Below are 24,035 nucleotides of genomic sequence, written 5' to 3' on the forward strand. Positions count from 1 at the left end.
GCTCTGTAAATGATATTGGAGAGCTTATGACATTAGCGATTGTTTACACTAGAGCCTCAATTGGGTTAGAAGCACCTCTTGTTACTGTTGAAGCACATATTAGTAATGGGCTTCCAGGTTTGACACTTGTTGGGCTACCAGAAACCGCGGTAAAAGAAGCAAGAGATAGAGTTCGAAGTGCGCTACTCAATAGTGGATTTGAATATCCTGCTAAAAAAATGACGGTTAATTTAGCGCCAGCGGATTTACCAAAAGAAAGTGGTCGGTATGACCTCGCAATCGCGATTGCCATACTCGCATCATCAGGCCAACTCCCCCACGAACCATTAAGGCAGTATGAATTTTTAGGCGAACTTGCTTTGTCTGGTGATGTTCGCTATGTAAATAGCGCTATTCCTGCAGCCCAATCAGCATTAAAACAACAACGTTCTTTGATACTATCCATGGAGAATCAACACCAATTAGGTTTACTCCCAGATAACAGCGTTTATTTCGCGACATCCTTATTAGAACTTTGCCATTTTTTACATAACAAACATACATTACTTTGTAATCAACAAATTCATCAACCGCCTATCTCAACCAAACAAGAGAATGATATTAACGACATCATCGGCCAAGAGCATGGGAAACGGGCATTAGAAATCTGTGCTGCAGGTGGGCATAATTTACTCTTGTTAGGTCCTCCAGGAACAGGAAAAACGATGTTAGCAAGCAGGCTAATGACTTTACTTCCCCCGTTAACCCCTCAGGAAGCATTAGAAGTGGCTTCATTGCATAGCTTGAGTGAAAACATAAAGGAAGATATGAACTGGCCAATAAGGCCTTTTAGAGCGCCTCATCATAGTGCATCAATTGCGGCTTTAATTGGCGGAGGATCACTTCCCAAACCTGGCGAAATTTCACTTGCGCATCATGGTGTTTTATTTTTAGATGAATTACCAGAATTTAGCCGCTCAGTACTTGATTCTCTACGAGAACCATTAGAATCTAGAAAAATTAGCATTTCTCGAGCAAAAGCAAAAGTTTGCTATCCTGCAAGCTTTCAGCTAATCGCTGCACTAAATCTTAGTCCAACAGGGCATTACCAAGGAGAAATGAGTCGTTCAGCACCTTCTCATATCCTACGTTACCTTTCACGTATATCAGGGCCTTTTATTGATCGATTTGATCTCTCAATAGAAATCCCATTGCTGCCTCTCGGCTCATTGAGTAACCAAGCAAATCAAGGTGAAACAAGTGAACATGTTAGGCAAAGAGTCATCGAAGCTAGAAATAGACAACTAAGGCGAGCTGGAAAAATTAATAGTTTACTGACGCCAAGAGAAACCACACAATTTTGCCTACTCACAACAAAAGATGCGTTATTCTTAGAACATGCATTAAATAAGTTAGGCCTTTCTATCCGAGCCTGGCACAGGATTTTAAGGGTTGCTAGAACAATAGCTGATCTTAACGCCGCAGAAACGATTGAACGTTCCGATTTATTAGAAGCTCTGGGGTATCGAGCAATGGATAAGTTATTGCTTCATTTGCAAAAACAAGTAAGCTGAGAAGGGTGGATAGATAAGTAGTTATTATCTCGTAAAAATAAAGGGACCGGAGTCCCTCTTATCATACGATGACGATATTAATCATCTGTATCAGTGTAGTCTTCCGATGGATCTATCTGCGGTTTACCGCCAGATAAGGTATGGAAGCGTTTAGGGCGATTAATACGGCTAGAATATTTTACCCAAACTTTTTCTTCTGGGGTGGTTGGTTCACGTTCACCACGGCATACAGCGACGAAAAGTTTTTCTTCTTCTGTCTGAGGTGCTCGTTTACCTGTATCAAGCTCATTAAAAGCTTGGCCGAGACGTTCTAGCAACTGAGCTTCTTTAATGGTGAAATCACCATGACGAGAAAAGCCACGTGGGTAATGTTTATTATCAAAAAAACGATTAGTCGTGATGAAGCTATCTGCCATCTGACACACTCCTAACTTATTACAGTCAAACTCTATATGGCGCGGAGTATTAGACAGCATTGACAATCTGTAAAACAAAACATTTAAATCATCACGACAAAAATAATTGGAGATGCATGTGGACAGCGAGTTATTGAGAACTTTTTTAGAGGTTAGTAAAACTAGGCACTTTGGTAGAGCCGCAGAATCACTCTATTTAACGCAATCAGCGGTTAGCTTTCGTATTAGGCAGTTAGAAACACAATTAGGTACAAGCCTATTTACGAGGCATAGAAATAATATCCGGTTAACTGCTGCCGGTGAAAGGCTTGTTCCCTACGCTGAATCGCTAATGAATACCTGGTTGCAAGCTAAAAAAGAGATATCTCATGCCTCACAACATACAGAACTTTCTATTGGAGCAACCGCTTCACTTTGGGAAGGCTATCTAACTGACTGGGCAGAAGAACTTTATAATCAACATGATGAACTACGACTCGAAGCAAGAGTTTCAACGCGCCAGTCCCTTGTTAAGCAACTACATTCTAGAGAATTAGATTTATTAATTGCAACTGAGCCACCCAAAATGGATGAATTTGAAAGCACAATTATTGGTACTATTGACTTACAACTTATGGCTTCCCAAAAAAATATTGCACTCACAAAATATAATTTTATAAAGCTTGAATGGGGGGCTGACTTTCAGCCAAAAAATGAACCAGCACTAACTCAAGATGATACACCCGTAATGATCACTACCTCGGCCCATATTACCCGTCAATTACTTCCTGTATCGCTTTCAGCGGCATTTTTGCCTGCGCATTGGGCATATCAATACCCAGGCTTAAAAACGCTCTCAGAAACCTCAATAAACAAACCTTTGTATGCAGTCTGGCTCCAAAAAAATGATCAGCAAGCTCTTATCAATCAATTGATTAAGACACCCATAAAAAATGCACCGTTGAGTGAATAATCATAGCCACCCTCATAATGGGTGGTTTAATACTTATAAAAGTCTTATAACGTCTTACAGATAATTAAAAAATATTTTTTAAAATTATTTTCTATTTGGATGTTAGCAAAAGGGCGAAACGGTATTTATAGAGCCACTTGGTATACACTGAGTTTTTTAATTTCCATAAATCCCCTTCCTTACTTAGCTCACAATTATTAACCTAAACATCCATATCGCAATGAGAAACCAAACCAACTTAACACTTTGATTTTAAACCAAAAGTTAATCAATTTACATTTAAAATACTAACTCACCTTAATATTGTTTTATAAATAAGTTAGATATCACGATTAAATAATTTTAATTAATAGTTTCTTTTATGTACCAATAAGGATATCAATCACGAATAACTCATCTTCATTATAATAATACAATGATATATTAATTTTTTAGCAAAGTGATTTTTTGAAATTAGTAGAAGCTAATATAGTATGAGGAAAAAAGTAAATTAAAGATTAACTGAGAGGGATAAGAAAATAACGCTATATTTAGAATATGTGGATAAAGAAAAACCCGATTAAGCTAATCGGGTTATCAATAGATACTTCTTTTATTATTACTTAATTGGTAACTGGCAGGGGCGGAGAGGCTCGAACTCCCAACACCCGGTTTTGGAGACCGGTGCTCTACCAATTGAACTACGCCCCTAAATTAAGTGGCGGAACGGACGGGACTCGAACCCGCGACCCCCTGCGTGACAGGCAGGTATTCTAACCAACTGAACTACCGCTCCACTTATTCTTTTGCCTTTCGGCAGCTTACTGCTATTGAGCAATAAACTTTTAATTAATGTCTGGCAGTTCCCTACTCTCACATGGGGAGACCCCACACTACCATCGGCGCTACGGCGTTTCACTACTGAGTTCGGCATGGGGTCAGGTGGGACCACCGCGCTATTGCCGCCAGACAAATTCTGTTTGTTTCCGTTTAGTTTTTTATTCACTAAACCAAAACATCAATCTCAAACAAGCTGTGTGTCCTTCACCTCTCGGCTTCTCACTCGCTATCAAAAACAACCCAATCTCTCTAAAACACCTTCGGTGTTGTCAGGTTAAGCCTCACGGTTCATTAGTATTGGTTAGCTCAACATATCGCTATGCTTACACACCCAACCTATCAACGTCTTAGTCTTAAACGTTCCTTTAGGACCCTTAAAGGGTCAGGGAAGACTCATCTCAAGGCAAGTTTCCCGCTTAGATGCTTTCAGCGGTTATCTCTTCCGCACTTAGCTACCGGGCAATGCCATTGGCATGACAACCCGAACACCAGTGGTGCGTCCACTCCGGTCCTCTCGTACTAGGAGCAGCCCCTTTCAATCTTCCAACGCCCACGGCAGATAGGGACCGAACTGTCTCACGACGTTCTAAACCCAGCTCGCGTACCACTTTAAACGGCGAACAGCCGTACCCTTGGGACCTACTTCAGCCCCAGGATGTGATGAGCCGACATCGAGGTGCCAAACACCGCCGTCGATATGAACTCTTGGGCGGTATCAGCCTGTTATCCCCGGAGTACCTTTTATCCGTTGAGCGATGGCCCTTCCATTCAGAACCACCGGATCACTAAGACCTACTTTCGTACCTGCTCGAGCCGTCACTCTCGCAGTCAAGCTGGCTTATGCCTTTGCACTAACCGCATGATGTCCGACCATGCTTAGCCAACCTTCGTGCTCCTCCGTTACTCTTTGGGAGGAGACCGCCCCAGTCAAACTACCCACCAGACACTGTCCGCACCCCGGATAACGGGGCAACGTTAGAACATCAAACATTAAAGGGTGGTATTTCAAGGTTGGCTCCACGCAGACTGGCGTCCACGCTTCGAAGCCTCCCACCTATCCTACACATCAAGGCTCAATGTTCAGTGTCAAGCTATAGTAAAGGTTCACGGGGTCTTTCCGTCTTGCCGCGGGTACACTGCATCTTCACAGCGAGTTCAATTTCACTGAGTCTCGGGTGGAGACAGCCTGGCCATCATTACGCCATTCGTGCAGGTCGGAACTTACCCGACAAGGAATTTCGCTACCTTAGGACCGTTATAGTTACGGCCGCCGTTTACTGGGGCTTCGATCAAGAGCTTCTCCTTACGGATAACCCCATCAATTAACCTTCCAGCACCGGGCAGGCGTCACACCGTATACGTCCACTTTCGTGTTTGCACAGTGCTGTGTTTTTAATAAACAGTTGCAGCCAGCTGGTATCTGCGACTGGCTTCAGCTCCATCCGCGAGGGACTTCACCTAGCGCCAGCGTGCCTTCTCCCGAAGTTACGGCACCATTTTGCCTAGTTCCTTCACCCGAGTTCTCTCAAGCGCCTGAGTATTCTCTACCTGACCACCTGTGTCGGTTTGGGGTACGATTAATGATAATCTAGAGCTTAGAGGCTTTTCCTGGAAGCGGGGCATGAGCTACTTCATCACCGTAGTGACTCGTCATCGAACCTCAGCATGTAGTGAACCGGATTTGCCTAATTCACCTGCCTACATTCTTAAACCGGGACAACCGTCGCCCGGATAGCCTAGCCTTCTCCGTCCCCCCATCGCAATTATCACCAGTACGGGAATATTAACCCGTTTCCCATCGACTACGCATTTCTGCCTCGCCTTAGGGGTCGACTCACCCTGCCCCGATTAACGTTGGACAGGAACCCTTGGTCTTCCGGCGTGCGGGTTTTTCACCCGCATTATCGTTACTTATGTCAGCATTCGCACTTCTGATACCTCCAGCATACCTCACAGTACACCTTCACAGGCTTACAGAACGCTCCCCTACCCAACAATATTTACATATCGCTGCCGCAGCTTCGGTGCATAGTTTAGCCCCGTTACATCTTCCGCGCAGGCCGACTCGACCAGTGAGCTATTACGCTTTCTTTAAATGATGGCTGCTTCTAAGCCAACATCCTGGCTGTCTGAGCCTTCCCACTTCGTTTCCCACTTAACTATGACTTTGGGACCTTAGCTGGCGGTCTGGGTTGTTTCCCTCTTCACGACGAACGTTAGCACCCGCCGTGTGTCTCCCGTGATAACATTCTTCGGTATTCGTAGTTTGCATCGAGTTGGTAAGTCGGGATGACCCCCTAGTCGAAACAGTGCTCTACCCCCGAAGATGAGTTCACGAGGCGCTACCTAAATAGCTTTCGGGGAGAACCAGCTATCTCCCGGTTTGATTGGCCTTTCACCCCCAGCCACAAGTCATCCGCTAATTTTTCAACATTAGTCGGTTCGGTCCTCCAGTTAGTGTTACCCAACCTTCAACCTGCCCATGGCTAGATCACCGGGTTTCGGGTCTATACCCTGCAACTCATTCGCCCAGTTAAGACTCGGTTTCCCTACGGCTCCCCTATACGGTTAACCTTGCTACAGAATATAAGTCGCTGACCCATTATACAAAAGGTACGCAGTCACCCTGATAAATCAAGGCTCCCACTGCTTGTACGTACACGGTTTCAGGTTCTATTTCACTCCCCTCGCCGGGGTTCTTTTCGCCTTTCCCTCACGGTACTGGTTCACTATCGGTCAATCAGGAGTATTTAGCCTTGGAGGATGGTCCCCCCATATTCAGACAGGATAACACGTGTCCCGCCCTACTCGTCGAGTTCACAACACTAACACCTTCGGATACGGGGCTATCACCCTTTACTGCCGGACTTTCCAGACCGTTCTCCTGATGCTAATGCTGATTAAGACTCTGGGCTGCTCCCCGTTCGCTCGCCGCTACTAGGGGAATCTCGGTTGATTTCTTTTCCTCGGGGTACTGAGATGTTTCAGTTCCCCCGGTTCGCTTCGTTTGACTATGTATTCATCAAACGATAGTGCAACGAATTGCACTGGGTTTCCCCATTCGGAAATCGTCGGTTGTAACGGTTCATATCACCTTACCGACGCTTATCGCAGATTAGCACGTCCTTCATCGCCTCTGATTGCCTAGGCATCCACCGTGTACGCTTAGTCGCTTAACCTCACAACCCGAAGGCGTCTTCTTACAACGAGTGACTGTGCTTCATGATTTCGGCGTTAGTCCGTGCGCGCAATGCTCACGTACTTAAAGTACGCTGCGCTTGCTGTGCGCGGGCTGCCTTGAACTCATTTCGCTCGTCGACTCGATAGTTCAAAGTACACTATTCAAGTTGAGATTTTTGAGAGACTCTCACATTGTTTAAGCGATAAACAATGTGCGTTGTTTTCAATTTTCAGCTTGTTCCAGATTGTTAAAGAGCATAATTGTTAAACCAACTATTAAAATAATTGGCTTAATCATTATTGGGGACATCGTCTTTCACTCGATATCGGCGCAATTGGCGTCCCCTAGGGGATTCGAACCCCTGTTACCGCCGTGAAAGGGCGGTGTCCTAGGCCTCTAGACGAAGGGGACACAAGATATTGCACTTACTGCGCGGTATCTCATGTAAGCCCTATTCTTTCGAATAAGTCTCCCACGTATAGCCTATTGCTCTACTTTCTATCAGACAATCTGTGTGAGCACTTCACAAAAACACTTCAATGGTAAGGAGGTGATCCAACCGCAGGTTCCCCTACGGTTACCTTGTTACGACTTCACCCCAGTCATGAATCACAAAGTGGTAAGCGCCCTCCCGAAGGTTAAGCTACCTACTTCTTTTGCAACCCACTCCCATGGTGTGACGGGCGGTGTGTACAAGGCCCGGGAACGTATTCACCGTAGCATTCTGATCTACGATTACTAGCGATTCCGACTTCATGGAGTCGAGTTGCAGACTCCAATCCGGACTACGACGTACTTTATGAGTTCCGCTTGCTCTCGCGAGGTCGCTTCTCTTTGTATACGCCATTGTAGCACGTGTGTAGCCCTACTCGTAAGGGCCATGATGACTTGACGTCATCCCCACCTTCCTCCGGTTTATCACCGGCAGTCTCCTTTGAGTTCCCGACCGAATCGCTGGCAACAAAGGATAAGGGTTGCGCTCGTTGCGGGACTTAACCCAACATTTCACAACACGAGCTGACGACAGCCATGCAGCACCTGTCTCAGAGTTCCCGAAGGCACCAAAGCATCTCTGCTAAGTTCTCTGGATGTCAAGAGTAGGTAAGGTTCTTCGCGTTGCATCGAATTAAACCACATGCTCCACCGCTTGTGCGGGCCCCCGTCAATTCATTTGAGTTTTAACCTTGCGGCCGTACTCCCCAGGCGGTCGATTTAACGCGTTAGCTCCGAAAGCCACTCCTCAAGGGAACAACCTTCAAATCGACATCGTTTACAGCGTGGACTACCAGGGTATCTAATCCTGTTTGCTCCCCACGCTTTCGCACCTGAGCGTCAGTCTTTGTCCAGGGGGCCGCCTTCGCCACCGGTATTCCTCCACATCTCTACGCATTTCACCGCTACACATGGAATTCTACCCCCCTCTACAAGACTCTAGCTGACCAGTCTTAGATGCCATTCCCAGGTTAAGCCCGGGGATTTCACATCTAACTTAATCAACCGCCTGCGTGCGCTTTACGCCCAGTAATTCCGATTAACGCTTGCACCCTCCGTATTACCGCGGCTGCTGGCACGGAGTTAGCCGGTGCTTCTTCTGTCGGTAACGTCAATCGTTGTTGATATTAGCAACAACGCCTTCCTCCCGACTGAAAGTACTTTACAACCCTAGGGCCTTCTTCATACACGCGGCATGGCTGCATCAGGCTTGCGCCCATTGTGCAATATTCCCCACTGCTGCCTCCCGTAGGAGTCTGGGCCGTGTCTCAGTCCCAGTGTGGCTGATCATCCTCTCAGACCAGCTAGGGATCGTCGCCTAGGTGAGCCATTACCCCACCTACTAGCTAATCCCATATGGGTTCATCCGATAGCGCAAGGACCGAAGTTCCCCTGCTTTGCTCCTAAGAGATTATGCGGTATTAGCCACCGTTTCCAGTGGTTATCCCCCTCTATCGGGCAGATCCCCATACATTACTCACCCGTCCGCCGCTCGTCAGCGAGAAGCAAGCTTCCCCTGTTACCGCTCGACTTGCATGTGTTAGGCCTGCCGCCAGCGTTCAATCTGAGCCATGATCAAACTCTTCAATTAAAAGTGTTTGATGCTCAAAGAATTTTTACTGTCGTTTGATTTCCGAAGAAACCAAATTACCTATTAGTTCATATATATGAATTAACGTGTTAGTCACTCTTCAAGACTTAAAATCAAATATTTTTTTGATAGTGTCCTGTGAGTGCCCACACAGATTGTCTGATAAATTGTTAAAGAGCGTTGCGACTAAATCTTTCGATTTTCGACTTCGAGGTCGTTGTCGCGAGGTGTCGTATATTACGTTTTTTATTTAGAAAGTCAAGTGTTTATTTTCAAACTTTTTCTTTCTCACCTCTGTTATCACTGGGTTTTGAAGTTTTCTTCTAACCGGTTTGTCGTGACAACGGATGCGCATTATAGGGAGCCTTCAGAATTACACAACCTTTTTTTTAAAAAAAAACTCCGTTTGCGGATAAAATAGCCATCTTGTGCTTTTTCACCGCAGAACGATTATAAAAAGAACGACTTCATGCCTATAATTCTAGCTTTAGCAACCTACTTGGCTCATAAATTCATAATGAACTAACGAGTTATTTAACGGCTATCCTTTATTTCTTTTTACGGTTATCACTATGAATACACTTTTACGTCCTTATTTAGGTATTTACCCTTCGATTAATGCACGCGTTTTCATTGACCCATCTTCAGTTGTAATTGGGGATGTTCGCGTAGCTGATGATGTCAGTATTTGGCCTCTCAGTGTTTTGCGTGGAGATGTTAACTATATTTCTATTGGCGCGCGCACTAATATTCAAGATGGCTCAGTTCTACATGTCACACATAAGTCGGCAAGTAATCCAGAGGGAAACCCGTTAATTATTGGAGAAGATGTCACCATTGGTCATAAAGTTATGTTACATGGTTGCACTATAGGAAATAGAGTGCTGGTTGGAATGGGATCAATTGTCATTGATGGGGCTATAGTGGAAGATGACGTTATTATTGGAGCTAACAGTTTAGTAACTCAGGGCAAAAGGCTCGAATCTGGTTACTTATATACAGGGAGCCCAGCAAAAGCCATCCGAAAATTGACTGATGCTGAGTTAGGTCATTTACGTTATTCAGCGAATAACTATGTTGAATGGAAAAATAACTATTTAGCTTCTGATAATATGTAAAGCCCATCTTCACTATCGAGGCCTTGTTCAATCAAGGCTTCAAAATCTTCTTCTATATCCCATCGATATTGCTGAAATAATCTCAGAGGTGTTTCTTCGTTGCCATAACGTTGAAATAACAGTGACTGAGGAATTGCACATTCAGCAAGCATTCCGCTAATCAATACAGGAAAACGTACTTGTTTAGATAGCTCATCCCACGCTTCTCTATCAGGAAATTGAATTTGCTGATTCATCCTTTCAATTCCTTATATAAGGTAGATAGAACAGGTGTGATTTCGGGAAGAATGCCATGCCATAGTTTAAAAGAAAACGCGGCTTGCCCTACTAGCATACCTAGGCCATCGGCTATTTTAGTCACTTTATATTGAGTAGCAAACTCAAGGAAGGGCGTTAATGATGATTGATAAAACATGTCATAGCATGCAACTTGATCGCTAAACACATTTGGATTGATTGCAGGAACCTCTCCACTTACACCAGATGAAGTCGCATTGATGATCAGATCAAAATCAGCAGATACGATCTGTGAGATCTCTTTCCCGCTCATTTTACCTAGTACTGAAAATTCATTAACTAATAATTCAACCTTAGAAAAGGTTCTATTCGTCAAAGTGATATCACAACCATATTCTAAAAGTGGCAATAATGCTCCACGTGTTGCACCACCAGCACCAATCATTAATATTCGGCTATTTGGATGAATAAACTTTAAACGTTGCAAATCTAACAAAAGCCCCATTCCATCGGTGTTATCCCCCAGCAATCGATTATCATCAAGCTTCATGACCGTATTAACTGCACCGCAAGTTTGGGCTCTTGTCGTTAATTCAGAAACAACCTGAAAAGCACGCTCTTTAAATGGCAATGTAATGTTTGCGCCCTTTCCACCTTGCGAAAAAAAACCTATTAGGCTTTGTTCGAATCCCTCTACAGGCGCTAGAATTTTTTCATATTCAAGGGCAATCCCTGTTTGCTCTGCAAACATTTTATGTATAACAGGTGATTTACTGTGTTGAATTGGATTACCAAAAACCGCAAACATTTCCATAATATATTATCCTTTACGATATAACTGCCCGGTTTTGGCATCTCTTATTTCAGATGGATTTTGACGGCCACCAACTATTCCATCAAGGACAGGAATACTTCCATCAAACTGCTCCATAACTTCTTCCGTTGTTCTACATGGCTCTAATCCACTTAAATTAGCACTTGTAGATACCAGAGGCTTGCCATAATGACGACACAAATTTTTTACTAATTCATGGTCTGTAACTCGCACTGCGATGGTATCAAACTGACCAGTCAACCATTTTGGCGTCGTTACTTTTGCGGGGATCACCCATGTTACTGGCCCCGGCCATGTTGCAAACATCGCTTGTTTTTGATCTTCCGTTAACTGCTCATCATCTATATAGTTTTTTAATTGTTCGTAACTATCAGCGATAAGGATTAACCCTTTTTCCCAAGGGCGTTGCTTCAATTCCAATAACTTACGTACTGCCGTTTCGCTATCAGGGTCACAGCCTAGTCCAAATACTGCTTCTGTTGGGTAGGCTATAACCTCCTCGTGCTGTAATGAACTTATGATACTTTCAATTGCAGGTGTAGATATATTTGACATAGTTTTTACTCATTATTCTTCTTGTTGCTTACCGCAGCGTTTGCTGGCACAAAATAATCTTACTCCCTGTCCCCCTCTTTTTTCCATAAGTAATGGATACTCACAATACTCACATTTACCAGTAATAGGCTTATTATTTAATATAAACTGACAGTTAGGATAATTATCGCAAGCATAAAAAGTCTTACCGAAACGTGATTTTCTCTGTAATAAATTCCCTTTTTGGCATTGCGGGCACGAAATTTTCGTTTCATCCGGTTTATCAATTAACTCAATGTGTTCACATACAGGATAATTACTACAACCAATAAACATGCCAAATCGCCCCTGTTTCAACACTAAGTCATAACTACATTTCGGACAATGTTGGCCTTCTAATACTTTTACAATATGACTTTCTACTGTAGGTCTTAGCGGCCTCATATAATGGCATTGTGGATAACTTGAACAGCCTAAAAACGGCCCATGTGAACTATTGCGAATAACAAGCAAAGAATCGCATTCTGGACAATATTCATTTTTTTCTGTATCGAAGGGCAGTTGTTTAGACATGTTTTTCTCTACTGTTGCTTTTAACTAAGTCACTCTGGTATATCCACCAGCCCCCGAGCTAACTATCCCATTGATTTCCATCTCAGTTAATATGGTAATAATTTGAGTAACTGGAATTTGGGTTTGCTCTGCAATAACATCGACGGGTGTCGCTTGGTACCCCACCATACCTAAAATTTTATTTTCTACCACATTAAACTCAAGGGGTGTCTCTTCTATAGGTAATTCTGTTTGTATCCAATTTAACCCATCACCGATATGCTGCAAAACATCTTCGGGTTCAGCTAATAAATAAGCTCCTTGCTGTAATAGCCAATGGTTACCATGAAATGCTGGATTACCCAATGGAGCAGGTAATGTAAACAAATCACGGTTTTGCTCTAGTGCGTATCTAGCAGTTATCAGTGAGCCACTTTTCATACCTGCTTCAATTACAATAACTGCTTTACTTAACCCGCTAATAATACGGTTTCTTTTGGGAAATTGCTTAGGTAATGGTGGTGCATCTGGCCAATATTCTGAAATCAAAGCGCCACAACTTTTAATCTTTTCAGCTAATTCAGCATGTTGTCGCGGATAAATATTCGCTAATCCGCTACCTAAAACCGCAATTGTCTCACCACGGTTATCGAGAGCTGCTTTATGGCTTATACCGTCAATACCTAACGCAAGTCCACTTGTGATGGTGATACTATGGTGCACGAAACTCTTTACAAATAAGTTAGTCCATATTCTGCCGTATTCACTTGCTCTCCGGCTTCCAACTATAGCAATTTGTGGTGTTAGTAATAATTCACTTTTGCCCATAACAAAAAATAAAAGAGGGGGGCGATAGATCTGCTTTAATAAAAAAGGGTACTGAGGGTCGCAGAAAGTAATCATTTGATGATACTCATTTGAAAGCCATCTCTGAACTTTCTCAAGCCGGTACATAGATACATTCATAAATTGCAATTGTTGTACTTCATTCAAGCCATGATGGTGTAAGGCCTGATAGCTAATTTTATTTAACTGTTTTAACTCATTAATTATTCTTACTGCATGCAAAGGTAATAGCCTTTTAACCTGCGACATTCTTAACCAAATCTCTTGGGTATTCATTATTGTCATCCTGACTTATTAACAGATAGGTTCTTCAGTGAACAAATCGTAACCAATACTGTTAATATGAAGGAGAAATGTCTAGAATAGTCATTAATTCCCTTTCACATTTTGGAAACCGCTCGAAAAATTTATGTCAGTCTTAAACGTATTACATTATCCAGACGAACGCTTACGCACAATTGCTAAGCCAGTAGACAAAGTTGATGCTTCTATACAGAGTATCGTTGATGATATGTTCGATACCATGTATGAAGAAGAAGGTATTGGTCTTGCAGCAACACAAGTCGATATCCATCAAAGAATCATCGTCATTGATGTGTCCGAAACGCGTGATGAGCGTTTGGTTCTTATTAACCCTGAATTACTGGATAAATCTGGGGAAACGGGTATCGAAGAAGGTTGTTTGTCTATTCCAGAACAACATGGTTTCGTCCCTCGCGCGGAGCAAGTAAAAGTTCGCGCACTAAACTATGATGGTGAGTCTTTTGAACTGGAGGCTGATGGTTTATTAGCTATCTGTATTCAACATGAGATGGACCACCTTGTTGGTAAGCTATTTGTCGACTACTTATCACCTTTAAAACGTCAGCGCATCCGCCAGAAAGTTGAAAAATTAGACAGACTAAGAGCAAAAGAAGCCAAAAATAGCTAATTCGCTACATATAAATAGGGAAATTAACGTGTCAGAGCCATTGAAAATTATTTTTGCGGGTACACCAGATTTTGCGGCCAAACACTTAGCTGCTCTCTTAAATACCAGACACAAAATCGTTGGCGTCCTCACTCGCCATGACAAACCAGCAGGAAGAGGCAAAAAGTTAACACCAAGTCCTGTCAAGGTTCTCGCTGAAGAGCATCAACTACCTATTTTTCAACCAGTCTCACTTAAGGATAGCGAAAACCAGCAGTGGATAAAGAACCAAAATGCTGACCTAATGATTGTTGTTGCCTATGGTTTGATTTTACCACAAGCCGTTCTTGATATCCCTCGCTTAGGTTGCTTGAATGTTCACGGCTCTTTATTACCTCGCTGGAGAGGAGCTGCGCCGATTCAACGTTCTATTTGGGCTGGTGATACTGAAACGGGTGTGACTATTATGCAAATGGACGCAGGTTTAGATACTGGTGACATGCTTTACAAAGCAATTTGCCCAATTACCCCTAGTGATACTAGCGCCTCGTTATATGATAAATTAGCAATAACAGGCCCTAAAGCATTAATCCATACTGTTGAGATGTTATCTTCAGGCCAATGCATTGCTGAAAAGCAAGACGGAACATTGGCAAATTATGCTGAAAAATTATCGAAAGAAGAAGCTCGCATTAATTGGCAAGATGATGCTGTACATATTGAACGTTGCATTCGTGCTTTCAATCCTTGGCCAATGAGCTATTTCATGGTTGAAGAACAACTCATTAAAGTTTGGCAAGCTGAAGTACTCACAGAAACCCATGATAAGCAACCAGGAACAATTATTAGCGCTGATAAAAAAGGTATATCCATTGCCACAGGAAATGGCATACTAAATATTACTCAGCTACAACCGCCTGGCAAAAAAGCAATGAGTGCACAAGATATCCTAAACTCTCGTCGCGAATGGTTTATCCCAGAGCAAATTCTAGCATAACGAACTTGTAAACAGCCTGATGCCTTCGGGCTGTTTTATTTCAGTCACTAATGAATCCATCTTCTCTATATGAAAAATACATATAATTTGCGTAGTATCGCGGCAACAGCAATTAACCAAGTCCTTGATAATGGGCAATCATTAAGTACTGTACTACCTGACTTACAGCGTAATATCAATGATAAAGATAAAGCATTATTACAAGAAATTTGCTTTGGTGTTTTACGTTATTTACCTAAGCTTGAATGGTTTATTAGCCAGCTAATGGAAAAACCATTAACGGGTAAACAAAGAACTCTACATTACTTAATTATGGTTGGTATCTACCAGCTCCTTTACACTCGCATTCCTCCTCATGCCGCATTAGCAGAAACAGTCGATGGAGCGGTTGCACTGAAAAAGCCCCAATTAAAAGGGCTTATTAATGGTGTGTTACGTTCATTTCAGCGCCAGCAAGCACAGCTAGAAGAGAGAATAGCTAACAACACTAGCCAATATTTACATCCGAGCTGGTTATTAAAACGCCTACAAACAGCCTATCCAGATGATTGGCAATCTATTATTGAGGCAAATAACCAACGACCACCTATGTGGTTAAGAGTAAATTCTCAACATCACACTGCTGCACAGTATCTCAACTTATTAGAACAGTCTGAGATAACCGCACATTTGCACCCCTCACATCCAAATGCTATTCGGTTAGATGAACCCACTGCAGTATCGCGTCTCCCGGGCTTTGTAGATGGCTGGTCTACAGTACAAGATGTCTCAGCTCAAGGTTGTGCTGAATTGCTAGAACCTCAAAATGGGGAAAATATTTTAGATTTATGTGCTGCCCCCGGTGGGAAAACTACCCATATTTTGGAACTAGCTCCTAAAGCAAATGTTATTGCTGTAGATATCGATGAACATCGCCTTAAAAGAGTAAAAGAAAATCTGATTCGCCTTAAGCAACACGCTATTGTTATACAAGGAGATGGCACACAACCTGAGAAATGGGCTAAAGATCAGCAATTTGACCGTATTTTACTTGATGCTCCTTGTTCTGCTACAGGCGTTATTAGGCGTCATCCTGACATCAAATGGCTGCGTCGTGACTCAGACATCAATGAATTATCGCAACTACAAGCGCAAATTCTCGAAGCTATCTGGCCGTATTTAAAGCCGGGCGGCACGCTAGTCTATGCTACGTGCTCAATTATGCCCGAAGAAAATGGAAAGCAAATACAAAACTTCCTATCTAAACATAATGATGCCAGCCTAAATGATGGAACCGATGCTGGTTTACAAGTATTACCGAGCACTAATGGTGGTGACGGTTTCTTTTATGCGCGCTTAATCAAAACTGTGTAGTTTATTGTAGACAGTTCTCTGATATAGGAATATGTAATGAAGATCATTATTCTAGGTGCTGGGCAAGTTGGCGGCACACTTGCTGAAAATTTAGTTGATGAGAACAATGACATTACCGTCGTTGATACCGATCCTGATCGCTTACGTCAATTGCAGGATCAGTTCGACCTACGAGTAGTCAATGGTCATGGATCTCACCCTAGAGTACTTCGAGATGCAGGCGCAGAAGATGCGGATATGTTGGTAGCAGTCACCAATTCAGATGAAACAAACATGATTGCTTGCCAAATTGCGTATAGCCTATTTAATACCCCAAATAAGATAGCGCGTATCAGGGCGACTGAATATATCCGTGAAGCCGACAAACTGTTTCTGCCAGAACAAATTCCGATTGACTATTTAATATCACCAGAACAATTAGTTATCGACTATATCTATAAATTAATTCAATACCCTGGCGCGCTTCAGGTTGTAAACTTTGCAGAAGGTAAAGTCAGCATAGTTGCTGTAAAAGCTTATTACGGCGGCTCACTCGTTGGTAATGCACTATCGAGCTTGCGCGAACACATGCCACATATTGATACTCGTGTTGTTGCTATTTTCCGACAAGATAAGCCTATTCGCCCACAAGGCTCAACAATCATTGAAGCGGGCGATGAGGTTTTTTTTGTTGCTTCAACACAACATATCCGAGCCGTAATGAGCGAGCTGCAAAGACTAGAAAAGCCATACAAACGTTTGATGATAGTGGGCGGTGGTAATGTTGGAGCCGGCCTAGCAAGGCGACTAGAAAAAGATTACAGCGTGAAACTTATTGAGCGCAACCAGAAGCGCGCAACAGAACTTGCAGAGTTACTGCATGATACCATTGTATTTTATGGCGATGCATCCGACCAAGAGCTACTTACGGAAGAACACATCGAGCAAATGGATGTATTTATTGCCCTAACAAATGATGATGAAGCTAATATTATGTCTGCTATGTTAGCAAAAAAAATGGGCGCTAAAAAAGCTATGGTGCTTATACAACGCTCCGCATACGTTGAGCTCGTTCAAGGTGGGGTGATTGATATTGCAATTTCGCCTCAACAGGCCACTATTTCTGCTCTATTAAGCCATGTTAGAAAAGCAGATATAGTCAATGTTTCATCTTTAAGAAGAGGTGTTGCAGAAGCTATTGAGGCAATTGCACACGGTGATGAAAATACGTCAAAAGTTGTCGGCAAAAAAATATCTGAGATTAAACTTCCACCAGGAACTATTATTGGCGCAATTGTTCGTGAAGAAGAAGTCATTATAGCTAGTGATTACCATATAATTGAACAAGGTGACCATGTCATTATGTTTATTACAGATAAAAAATATGTACCCGAAGTAGAAAAATTATTCCAACCAAGTCCATTCTTCTTATAAAAATAAACATAGTAAATATTTGTAGCTTAATAATTTTAGCGACTATAATTTGTTAACCTAATACATGTTTTGTTTCAATTGAGTTATTTATTAAGGGGTCGTCTAATGAGCTTTTTAAAAGATTTCCGCGAATTTGCTATGAAGGGCAATGTAGTGGATATGGCAGTTGGTATTATTATTGGTGCTGCATTTGGTAAAATTGTATCTTCATTAGTTGCTGATATCATCATGCCTCCGTTAGGTTTACTGATCGGAGGTGTTGATTTCAAATCATTCAGCGTGGTATTAAAAGAAGCACAAGGGGATTTACCTGCAGTAGTACTAAATTATGGCATGTTTATACAAACCGTTTTTGACTTCGTTATTGTCGCGTTCGCTATCTTTATGGCAATTAAGGTTATGAATAAAGTTCGCCGTGAAAAAGAAGCAGCACCAGCAGAGCCAGCTCCACCATCTAAAGAAGAAGTTCTGTTATCAGAAATACGTGATCTTTTAAAAGAACAAAATAAAAATTAACTAAAAGGCCAGTGGTAATAAGTAAATAAACTTATTACCACTGGCCTCCCAGTTAACTGATTTCTTATTTTTCCCTTTTCTTGTATAACTGCCTTTTCCTTTTTTATTTTTTTCAACTCTTTGACGAAATAGTGGGTCATGGAGTAATGCTTCAATCGCATTATCTTTAATCTCACCACGTTTATGTTGATATTTGCTCATAACATACCTTCATATAGTTAACAAATTATAGAATTAATAAACTTTAGACGCCCCTTTTTCTAATATTTCCATAATAGAGCAATAGGTTGTCGCATGTTCTTCACCACAGCATGCTGAACTTAACATCTTCAGTGAATCACGCATAATAATAAGCTCTTGTATCTTTTTTTCAACTTCGAGTAATCTGAGATCAACAATCTGTTTAGATTCTTGACAGGTATGATGTTCTGGATCCACTCGAATTGAAAGCAATTCAGTGATGGCTTCTAAAGTAAAGCCTAGCTGCTTTGCATAACGAATAAAACGTAATCGCTGGAGGTCTTGCTCAGTAAATAACCTATACCCACCTTCAGTTCTCTCTTTATGCCCCATCAAACCTTGTTTCTCATAAAAGCGGATCGTATCAGGCGTCACATCTGCGAGCCTGGCAATTTCACCTATCTTATACATGCTCATCGTACTCACCTGTAAATAAGGATTAATCACGAAAAATTCAAGGGAAAATTTATTTGGAAAGATAAGAATAGCAGGTACAAAAAAACCGGGCAAATATACCCGGTTTTCTTGAAAGCGACGGCAGATTACTCTGCTGCTGCTTCTTGAGACTCAACAGCACGGTCAACAAGCTCGATGTAAGCCATCGGAGCGTTGTCACCTGTACGGTAGCCACACTTAAGAATACGAGTGTAACCACCTGCACGAGCTGCGAAACGAGGTCCCAGTTCATTAAATAATTTTGCAACGATCTCGTTATCACGAGTACGTGCGAATGCCAGACGACGATTAGCTACGCTGTCGGTCTTGGCAAGAGTAATCAGCGGCTCAACGACGCGACGCAGTTCTTTCGCTTTAGGCAGAGTCGTCTTGATGATCTCATGACGAACTAAAGAACCTGCCATGTTACGGAACATAGCTTGGCGGTGGCTGCTGTTGCGGTTCAATTGACGACCACTCTTACGATGGCGCATGACCTTATCCTTCTCAGTAAAACCTTAACCTGTGATCTTAATCATCAGCAATACTTGCTGGTGGCCAATTTTCTAGACGCATGCCCAGAGAAAGACCACGAGATGCCAAGACGTCCTTAATTTCAGTAAGAGATTTCTTACCAAGATTCGGAGTTTTGAGCAACTCAACTTCTGTACGCTGTACCAGATCACCGATGTAGTGGATAGCTTCTGCTTTGAGGCAGTTAGCAGAGCGGACAGTCAATTCCAGATCGTCAACTGGGCGCAATAAGATAGGATCGAATTCTGGTTTTTCTTCTTTAACTTCAGGCTGACGAACATCACGTAAGTCAACAAAAGCTTCAAGTTGTTCAGCCAGAATGGTTGCCGCACGGCGAATCGCCTCTTCAGGATCGATTGTACCGTTAGTTTCCATTTCAATAACTAACTTATCCAAGTCTGTACGTTGCTCAACACGAGCTGCTTCAACATTGTAGGCAATACGCTCTACTGGGCTGTAGCAAGCATCGACTAACAAACGACCGATTGGGCGCTCATCTTCTTCCGAATGAACTCGGGCAGAAGCCGGCACATAACCACGACCACGCTGTACTTTAATTCGCATATTAATAGATGCGCTTTCGTCAGTCAGGTGGCAGATGATGTGCTGTGGCTTGACGATTTCGACATCACCATCATGGATGATGTCGGCTGCAGTCACAGGGCCAATGCCAGATTTATTCAAGGTTAAAATAACTTCATCTTTCCCCTGAACTTTTACCGCCAGCCCTTTCAGGTTGAGGAGAATCTCCAGGATATCTTCCTGTACACCTTCTTTGGTGCTGTACTCATGCAGTACACCATCAATCTCAACCTCTGTCACCGCACAACCCGGCATAGACGAAAGCAGAATACGGCGCAGTGCGTTACCAAGAGTATGGCCAAAGCCACGCTCTAAAGGCTCAAGGGTCACCTTAGCGTGCGTCGAACTCACTTGCTCGATATCTACCAGGCGCGGTTTTAGAAACTCTGTCACAGAACCCTGCATTGTGTCCTCTCTTTGGTGCTAAGCTTTACTTGGAGTAAAGCTCGACGATCAGGTGTTCGTTAATGTCCGCAGACAAGTCAGTACGTTCAGGAATACGTTTGAACACACCTTCCATTTTAGCAGCATCAACTTCCAGCCAAGTTGGCTTCTCACGCTGTTCAGCCAGCTCTAAAGCAGCCTTAATACGAGACTGTTTTTTAGCTTTCTCACGAACGCTGATAACGTCATTCGGGGAAACCTGATAAGAAGCGATATTAACTACACGGCCATTTACCATGATAGCTTTATGGCTAACCATTTGACGTGCTTCTGCGCGAGTTGCGCCAAAGCCCATACGGTAAACGACGTTATCAAGACGACCTTCCAGCAAAGTCAGCAGGTTTTCACCTGTGTTGCCTTTCAGACGTGTTGCTTCTTTGTAATAGTTACGGAATTGACGTTCCAGAACACCGTAGATACGACGAACTTTTTGTTTTTCACGTAACTGGACGCCATAGTCAGACAGACGCGGTTTACGCGCTCCGTGCTGGCCTGGAGCCTGTTCTAATTTACACTTGGTGTCAATCGCGCGAACACCAGACTTCAGAAAGAGGTCTGTTCCTTCGCGACGGCTCAGCTTGAGCTTAGGACCCAAATATCTAGCCATTTTCTTTCTCCAACAGTCCTAAAAAAAACGAAACGTATTAAACGCGACGTTTTTTCGGTGGGCGACAACCGTTATGAGGGATAGGAGTCACATCAGTAATATTAGTGATGCGGAAACCAGCGGCGTTCAGAGCACGAATTGTTGATTCGCGACCCGGACCCGGTCCCTTAACCATAACTTCCAGGTTTTTGATTCCGTATTCTTTCACAGCTTCTGCGCAACGCTCTGCTGCAACCTGAGCTGCGAACGGAGTAGATTTGCGAGAACCACGGAAACCGGAACCACCGGCAGTTGCCCAACCTAATGCGTTACCTTGACGGTCAGTAATAGTAACGATTGTGTTGTTGAAAGAAGCATGGATATGAGCCACACCGTCTGAGACTTGTTTTCTTACACGCTTACGTGCACGAATTGGTGCTTTTGCCATTATTCAATACCCCGACTTATTTCTTGATCGGCTTACGCGGACCCTTACGGGTACGAGCGTTAGTCTTAGTACGCTGTCCGCGCACAGGAAGACCACGACGATGACGTAAACCACGGTAACATCCAAGGTCCATCAGACGCTTGATGCTCAGGGTAATTTCACGACGTAAGTCACCTTCTACAACGTATTTAGCAACTTCGTCACGCAGCTTGTCGATTTGTTCTTCAGACAGCTCACTGATCTTAACATTTTCAGCAATACCAGTTGCTTCACAGATAGCCTGTGAACGGGTTTTGCCGATACCGAAAATCGATGTTAAAGCGATTACGGTATGTTTATGATCAGGAATGTTAATGCCTGCTATACGGGCCACTATGCACTCCTAAGTTAAAATATACATTACTGTGCTGAAAAGCCCGTTTTCAGGATACTCAAACAATAATGTATCTTAGATAAAAAAGATTGGCTGGCTAATTTAGCCAGCTCAACCCAACTTTGCAAGAAAAAAATGCTTTTTCTTAACCTTGACGTTGTTTATGTCTTGGTTCAACACTACAAATTACACGAACGCTACCATTGCGACGAATAATTTTGCAGTTACGGCATAATTTCTTGACGGAAGCACGAACTTTCATTTTTACTCTCCGTAACTTCTAAGCAAACCATAATCACACTAAGTGATTACTTACCTTTCAGGTTTGCTTTCTTCAATGCAGACTCATATTGACTTGACATCATTAGAGTTTGCACTTGAGCCATAAAGTCCATGATAACGACAACCACGATTAAGAGGGAAGTACCACCAAAATAGAAAGGTACTTTCATTGCGTCACGCATGAACTCCGGGATTAGGCAGATGAAGGTAATATATAATGCGCCAACTAATGTTAAGCGAGTCATTACCTTATCAATGTACTTGGCCGTTTGCTCTCCCGGACGAATTCCTGGTACAAATGCACCGGACTTCTTCAGGTTATCTGCCGTTTCTCTTGGGTTGAAAACCAACGCCGTATAGAAGAAACAGAAGAAGATGATCGCAGATGCATAAAGTAGCACATATAACGGTTGACCAGGCTGCAAATACATAGAAATAGTCGTCAGCCAGTCCCAGCCAGTTCCATCACCAAACCAAGATGCTATTGTACCCGGGAATAGTATGATACTGGAAGCAAAAATTGCAGGAATTACACCCGCCATATTCACTTTTAACGGTAAATGTGTACTTTGTGCTGCATAAACACGGCGACCTTGCTGACGTTTAGCGTAGTTAACGACAATTCGACGTTGACCACGTTCCATAAACACAACAAAGAAAGTAACCGCGAATACTAACACCGCAACCAACAGCAACAGGAGGAAGTGCAGATCGCCCTGCCGAGCTTGCTCGATGGTATGGCCAATGGCCGGCGGTAATCCCGCAACAATACCAGCGAAGATAATGATAGAAATACCGTTACCGATACCTCTTTCAGTTATCTGTTCACCCAACCACATCAGGAACATTGTTCCTGTGACTAAGCTAACAACTGCCGTAAAGTAGAACGGGAGGCCTGGATCAATAACTAGCCCTTGCATCCCTGGCATATTCGGTAGACCCATAGCAATACCAATAGATTGGAATATTGCTAATACCAGAGTACCCCAGCGAGTATATTGGCTTATCTTCCGACGACCTGCTTCTCCTTCCTTCTTAATCTCTGCTAATCGTGGATTAACCACTGATAATAATTGGATAATGATCGATGCTGAAATATACGGCATGATACCCAAAGCAAAGATAGAAGCTCGGCTAAGAGCACCACCAGAGAACATGTTAAACATTTCAATGATGGTGCCTTGTTGCTGTTCGAGCAATTTGGCAAGCACAGTGGCATCAATACCAGGGATTGGAATAAAAGAACCAATTCGGAAAACAATTAGCGCACCAATTACAAACAAAAGTCTGCGTTTAAGTTCGCCAGCTCCACCCTTGGCACTTTGAAAATCTAATCCTGGTTGTTTAGCCATCTGTCACTTATTCCTCAATTTTACCGCCGGCAGCTTCGATTGCAGCGCGAGCACCTTTAGTAACACGAAGGCCACGTACAGTAACTGCACGGTTCACTTCGCCAGACAGAATAACTTTAGCGTATTCAATCTGGATGCCAACAACGTTCGCGGCTTTCAGTGCGTTCAGATCAATAACATCGCCTTCAACAGCAGCAAAATCAGACAGACGAATCTCTGCAGTGATCATTGCTTTACGTGAAGTGAAGCCGAATTTCGGCAGACGACGGTATAAAGGCATCTGGCCACCTTCGAAACCACGACGTACGCCACCGCCAGAACGAGATTTCTGACCTTTGTGACCACGGCCGCCGGTTTTACCCAGACCAGAACCGATACCACGACCTACGCGTTTAGGCGCGTGCTTGGCACCTTCAGCCGGAGACAGAGTATTTAAACGCATCT

General features: G+C 43.1%; 24 protein-coding genes, 3 tRNA genes and 3 rRNA genes. 8 read left to right on the top strand and 22 right to left on the bottom strand.

Translation table 11 applies throughout. From position 1 onward, the window contains the following. The first annotated feature begins 26 nt into the window (after positions 1 to 26). On the top strand, positions 27 to 1,553 hold the full coding sequence (locus M0M83_RS19360; RefSeq protein WP_248467216.1) for a YifB family Mg chelatase-like AAA ATPase: 1,527 nt from the start codon (positions 27 to 29) through the stop codon (positions 1,551 to 1,553). A 77-nt stretch (positions 1,554 to 1,630) separates the two neighbouring features. Here the strand turns inward: M0M83_RS19360 and M0M83_RS19365 are convergent, their stop codons facing one another. Further along, positions 1,631 to 1,969, bottom strand: coding sequence for a DUF413 domain-containing protein (locus M0M83_RS19365; RefSeq protein WP_213913415.1), 339 nt, complete (start codon positions 1,967 to 1,969; stop codon positions 1,631 to 1,633). A gap of 112 nt (positions 1,970 to 2,081) precedes the next feature. On the opposite strand from M0M83_RS19365, the gene hdfR reads away from it, so the two are divergent. Then, positions 2,082 to 2,921, top strand: coding sequence for an HTH-type transcriptional regulator HdfR (hdfR, locus tag M0M83_RS19370; protein ID WP_125894378.1), 840 nt, complete (start codon positions 2,082 to 2,084; stop codon positions 2,919 to 2,921). 614 nt (positions 2,922 to 3,535) lie between these two features. On the opposite strand, the gene M0M83_RS19375 is transcribed toward hdfR, so the two are convergent. The 6 genes from M0M83_RS19375 to M0M83_RS19400 form a co-directional block, all read right to left on the bottom strand. Next, positions 3,536 to 3,611: transfer RNA gene (locus M0M83_RS19375), tRNA-Trp, on the bottom strand. 8 nt (positions 3,612 to 3,619) lie between these two features. Further along, positions 3,620 to 3,696 (bottom strand) — tRNA-Asp (locus M0M83_RS19380). A gap of 58 nt (positions 3,697 to 3,754) precedes the next feature. After that, positions 3,755 to 3,870, bottom strand: a 5S ribosomal RNA gene (gene rrf, locus M0M83_RS19385). Positions 3,871 to 4,010: 140 nt separating this feature from the next. Continuing rightward, positions 4,011 to 6,919: ribosomal RNA gene (locus M0M83_RS19390) — 23S ribosomal RNA — on the bottom strand. Between the two features lie 337 nt (positions 6,920 to 7,256). Then, a tRNA-Glu gene (locus tag M0M83_RS19395) sits at positions 7,257 to 7,332 on the bottom strand. A gap of 132 nt (positions 7,333 to 7,464) precedes the next feature. Further along, positions 7,465 to 9,004 (bottom strand): 16S ribosomal RNA (locus tag M0M83_RS19400). The 16S, 23S and 5S rRNA genes sit together here with 3 tRNA genes alongside, the layout of an rRNA operon. 572 nt (positions 9,005 to 9,576) lie before the next feature. Between M0M83_RS19400 and M0M83_RS19405 the strand changes: the two genes are divergently transcribed. Continuing rightward, complete coding sequence (locus M0M83_RS19405; RefSeq protein ID WP_125895185.1) at positions 9,577 to 10,122, top strand: gamma carbonic anhydrase family protein; 546 nt, start codon at positions 9,577 to 9,579, stop codon at positions 10,120 to 10,122. Here the strand turns inward: M0M83_RS19405 and M0M83_RS19410 are convergent. The 5 genes from M0M83_RS19410 to dprA are packed head-to-tail and all read right to left on the bottom strand — an operon-like array spanning position 10,098 to position 13,402. Beyond that, positions 10,098 to 10,358, bottom strand: coding sequence for a DUF1488 domain-containing protein (locus M0M83_RS19410; RefSeq protein WP_213914595.1), 261 nt, complete (start codon positions 10,356 to 10,358; stop codon positions 10,098 to 10,100). The two genes, M0M83_RS19405 and M0M83_RS19410, sit on opposite strands and share 25 nt — an antisense overlap. After that, the gene (gene aroE / locus M0M83_RS19415) at positions 10,355 to 11,173 is read right to left on the bottom strand and encodes a shikimate dehydrogenase (RefSeq protein WP_248467217.1); all 819 of its coding nucleotides are present in this window, start codon (positions 11,171 to 11,173) and stop codon (positions 10,355 to 10,357) included. Before aroE ends, M0M83_RS19410 begins: the two co-directional genes overlap by 4 nt. A 6-nt stretch (positions 11,174 to 11,179) precedes the next feature. Next, positions 11,180 to 11,749: an L-threonylcarbamoyladenylate synthase type 1 TsaC gene (gene tsaC / locus M0M83_RS19420; protein ID WP_102140611.1), complete on the bottom strand. Its 570-nt coding sequence runs from the start codon at positions 11,747 to 11,749 to the stop codon at positions 11,180 to 11,182. Positions 11,750 to 11,761: 12 nt separating this feature from the next. Further along, complete coding sequence (locus M0M83_RS19425; RefSeq protein WP_125895191.1) at positions 11,762 to 12,301, bottom strand: DNA topoisomerase family protein; 540 nt, start codon at positions 12,299 to 12,301, stop codon at positions 11,762 to 11,764. Between the two features lie 24 nt (positions 12,302 to 12,325). Next, positions 12,326 to 13,402, bottom strand: a complete 1,077-nt coding sequence (gene dprA, locus M0M83_RS19430) for a DNA-processing protein DprA (RefSeq protein ID WP_248467218.1) — start codon at positions 13,400 to 13,402, stop codon at positions 12,326 to 12,328. Between the two features lie 133 nt (positions 13,403 to 13,535). Here dprA and def point away from each other — a divergent pair, with 133 nt between their 5' ends. The 5 genes from def (at position 13,536) to mscL (ending at position 18,315) form a co-directional block, all read left to right on the top strand. After that, positions 13,536 to 14,057, top strand: coding sequence for a peptide deformylase (def, locus tag M0M83_RS19435; protein ID WP_125895195.1), 522 nt, complete (start codon positions 13,536 to 13,538; stop codon positions 14,055 to 14,057). Between the two features lie 28 nt (positions 14,058 to 14,085). Then, a complete protein-coding gene (gene fmt / locus M0M83_RS19440) occupies positions 14,086 to 15,033 on the top strand; it encodes a methionyl-tRNA formyltransferase (protein WP_213914592.1) in 948 nt (315 codons plus the stop codon). Positions 15,034 to 15,102: 69 nt separating this feature from the next. Beyond that, positions 15,103 to 16,386 carry a 16S rRNA (cytosine(967)-C(5))-methyltransferase RsmB gene (rsmB, locus tag M0M83_RS19445; protein ID WP_248467219.1) on the top strand — a complete coding sequence of 428 codons (1,284 nt, stop codon included), beginning with the start codon at positions 15,103 to 15,105 and terminating at the stop codon, positions 16,384 to 16,386. Between the two features lie 36 nt (positions 16,387 to 16,422). After that, positions 16,423 to 17,799: a Trk system potassium transporter TrkA gene (trkA, locus tag M0M83_RS19450; protein WP_248467220.1), complete on the top strand. Its 1,377-nt coding sequence runs from the start codon at positions 16,423 to 16,425 to the stop codon at positions 17,797 to 17,799. A 105-nt stretch (positions 17,800 to 17,904) separates the two neighbouring features. Further along, positions 17,905 to 18,315, top strand: coding sequence for a large-conductance mechanosensitive channel protein MscL (gene mscL / locus M0M83_RS19455; protein WP_125895202.1), 411 nt, complete (start codon positions 17,905 to 17,907; stop codon positions 18,313 to 18,315). Here the strand turns inward: mscL and M0M83_RS19460 are convergent, their stop codons facing one another. The 10 genes from M0M83_RS19460 to rplO all read right to left on the bottom strand — a co-directional run bounded on the left by M0M83_RS19460 (position 18,316) and on the right by rplO (position 24,033). Continuing rightward, on the bottom strand, positions 18,316 to 18,516 hold the full coding sequence (locus tag M0M83_RS19460) for an alternative ribosome-rescue factor A (RefSeq protein ID WP_185746965.1): 201 nt from the start codon (positions 18,514 to 18,516) through the stop codon (positions 18,316 to 18,318). A 33-nt stretch (positions 18,517 to 18,549) separates the two neighbouring features. After that, entirely contained in the window at positions 18,550 to 18,966 is a 417-nt protein-coding gene (gene zntR / locus M0M83_RS19465; RefSeq protein WP_125895210.1) for a Zn(2+)-responsive transcriptional regulator, read from the bottom strand. Between the two features lie 131 nt (positions 18,967 to 19,097). Next, positions 19,098 to 19,484 carry a 50S ribosomal protein L17 gene (gene rplQ, locus M0M83_RS19470; protein WP_004907152.1) on the bottom strand — a complete coding sequence of 129 codons (387 nt, stop codon included), beginning with the start codon at positions 19,482 to 19,484 and terminating at the stop codon, positions 19,098 to 19,100. A 37-nt stretch (positions 19,485 to 19,521) separates the two neighbouring features. Then, positions 19,522 to 20,511 (bottom strand): DNA-directed RNA polymerase subunit alpha, encoded by a 990-nt coding sequence (locus tag M0M83_RS19475; protein ID WP_004265491.1) that lies wholly within the window; start codon positions 20,509 to 20,511, stop codon positions 19,522 to 19,524. 25 nt (positions 20,512 to 20,536) lie between these two features. Then, the gene (gene rpsD / locus M0M83_RS19480) at positions 20,537 to 21,157 is read right to left on the bottom strand and encodes a 30S ribosomal protein S4 (RefSeq protein WP_004265487.1); all 621 of its coding nucleotides are present in this window, start codon (positions 21,155 to 21,157) and stop codon (positions 20,537 to 20,539) included. A gap of 37 nt (positions 21,158 to 21,194) precedes the next feature. After that, the gene (gene rpsK, locus M0M83_RS19485) at positions 21,195 to 21,584 is read right to left on the bottom strand and encodes a 30S ribosomal protein S11 (protein WP_002919257.1); all 390 of its coding nucleotides are present in this window, start codon (positions 21,582 to 21,584) and stop codon (positions 21,195 to 21,197) included. Positions 21,585 to 21,600: 16 nt separating this feature from the next. Beyond that, entirely contained in the window at positions 21,601 to 21,957 is a 357-nt protein-coding gene (gene rpsM, locus M0M83_RS19490; RefSeq protein ID WP_004907144.1) for a 30S ribosomal protein S13, read from the bottom strand. Positions 21,958 to 22,102: 145 nt separating this feature from the next. Continuing rightward, the gene (gene rpmJ / locus M0M83_RS19495; RefSeq protein WP_004265484.1) at positions 22,103 to 22,219 is read right to left on the bottom strand and encodes a 50S ribosomal protein L36; all 117 of its coding nucleotides are present in this window, start codon (positions 22,217 to 22,219) and stop codon (positions 22,103 to 22,105) included. 46 nt (positions 22,220 to 22,265) lie between these two features. After that, positions 22,266 to 23,591, bottom strand: coding sequence for a preprotein translocase subunit SecY (gene secY, locus M0M83_RS19500; RefSeq protein ID WP_004265481.1), 1,326 nt, complete (start codon positions 23,589 to 23,591; stop codon positions 22,266 to 22,268). 7 nt (positions 23,592 to 23,598) lie between these two features. Then, a complete protein-coding gene (gene rplO, locus M0M83_RS19505) occupies positions 23,599 to 24,033 on the bottom strand; it encodes a 50S ribosomal protein L15 (protein WP_004265478.1) in 435 nt (144 codons plus the stop codon). Positions 24,034 to 24,035: the final 2 nt, after the last annotated feature.

The organism is Providencia rettgeri, from assembly GCF_023205015.1.
Lineage (GTDB): Bacteria > Pseudomonadota > Gammaproteobacteria > Enterobacterales > Enterobacteriaceae > Providencia > Providencia rettgeri_E.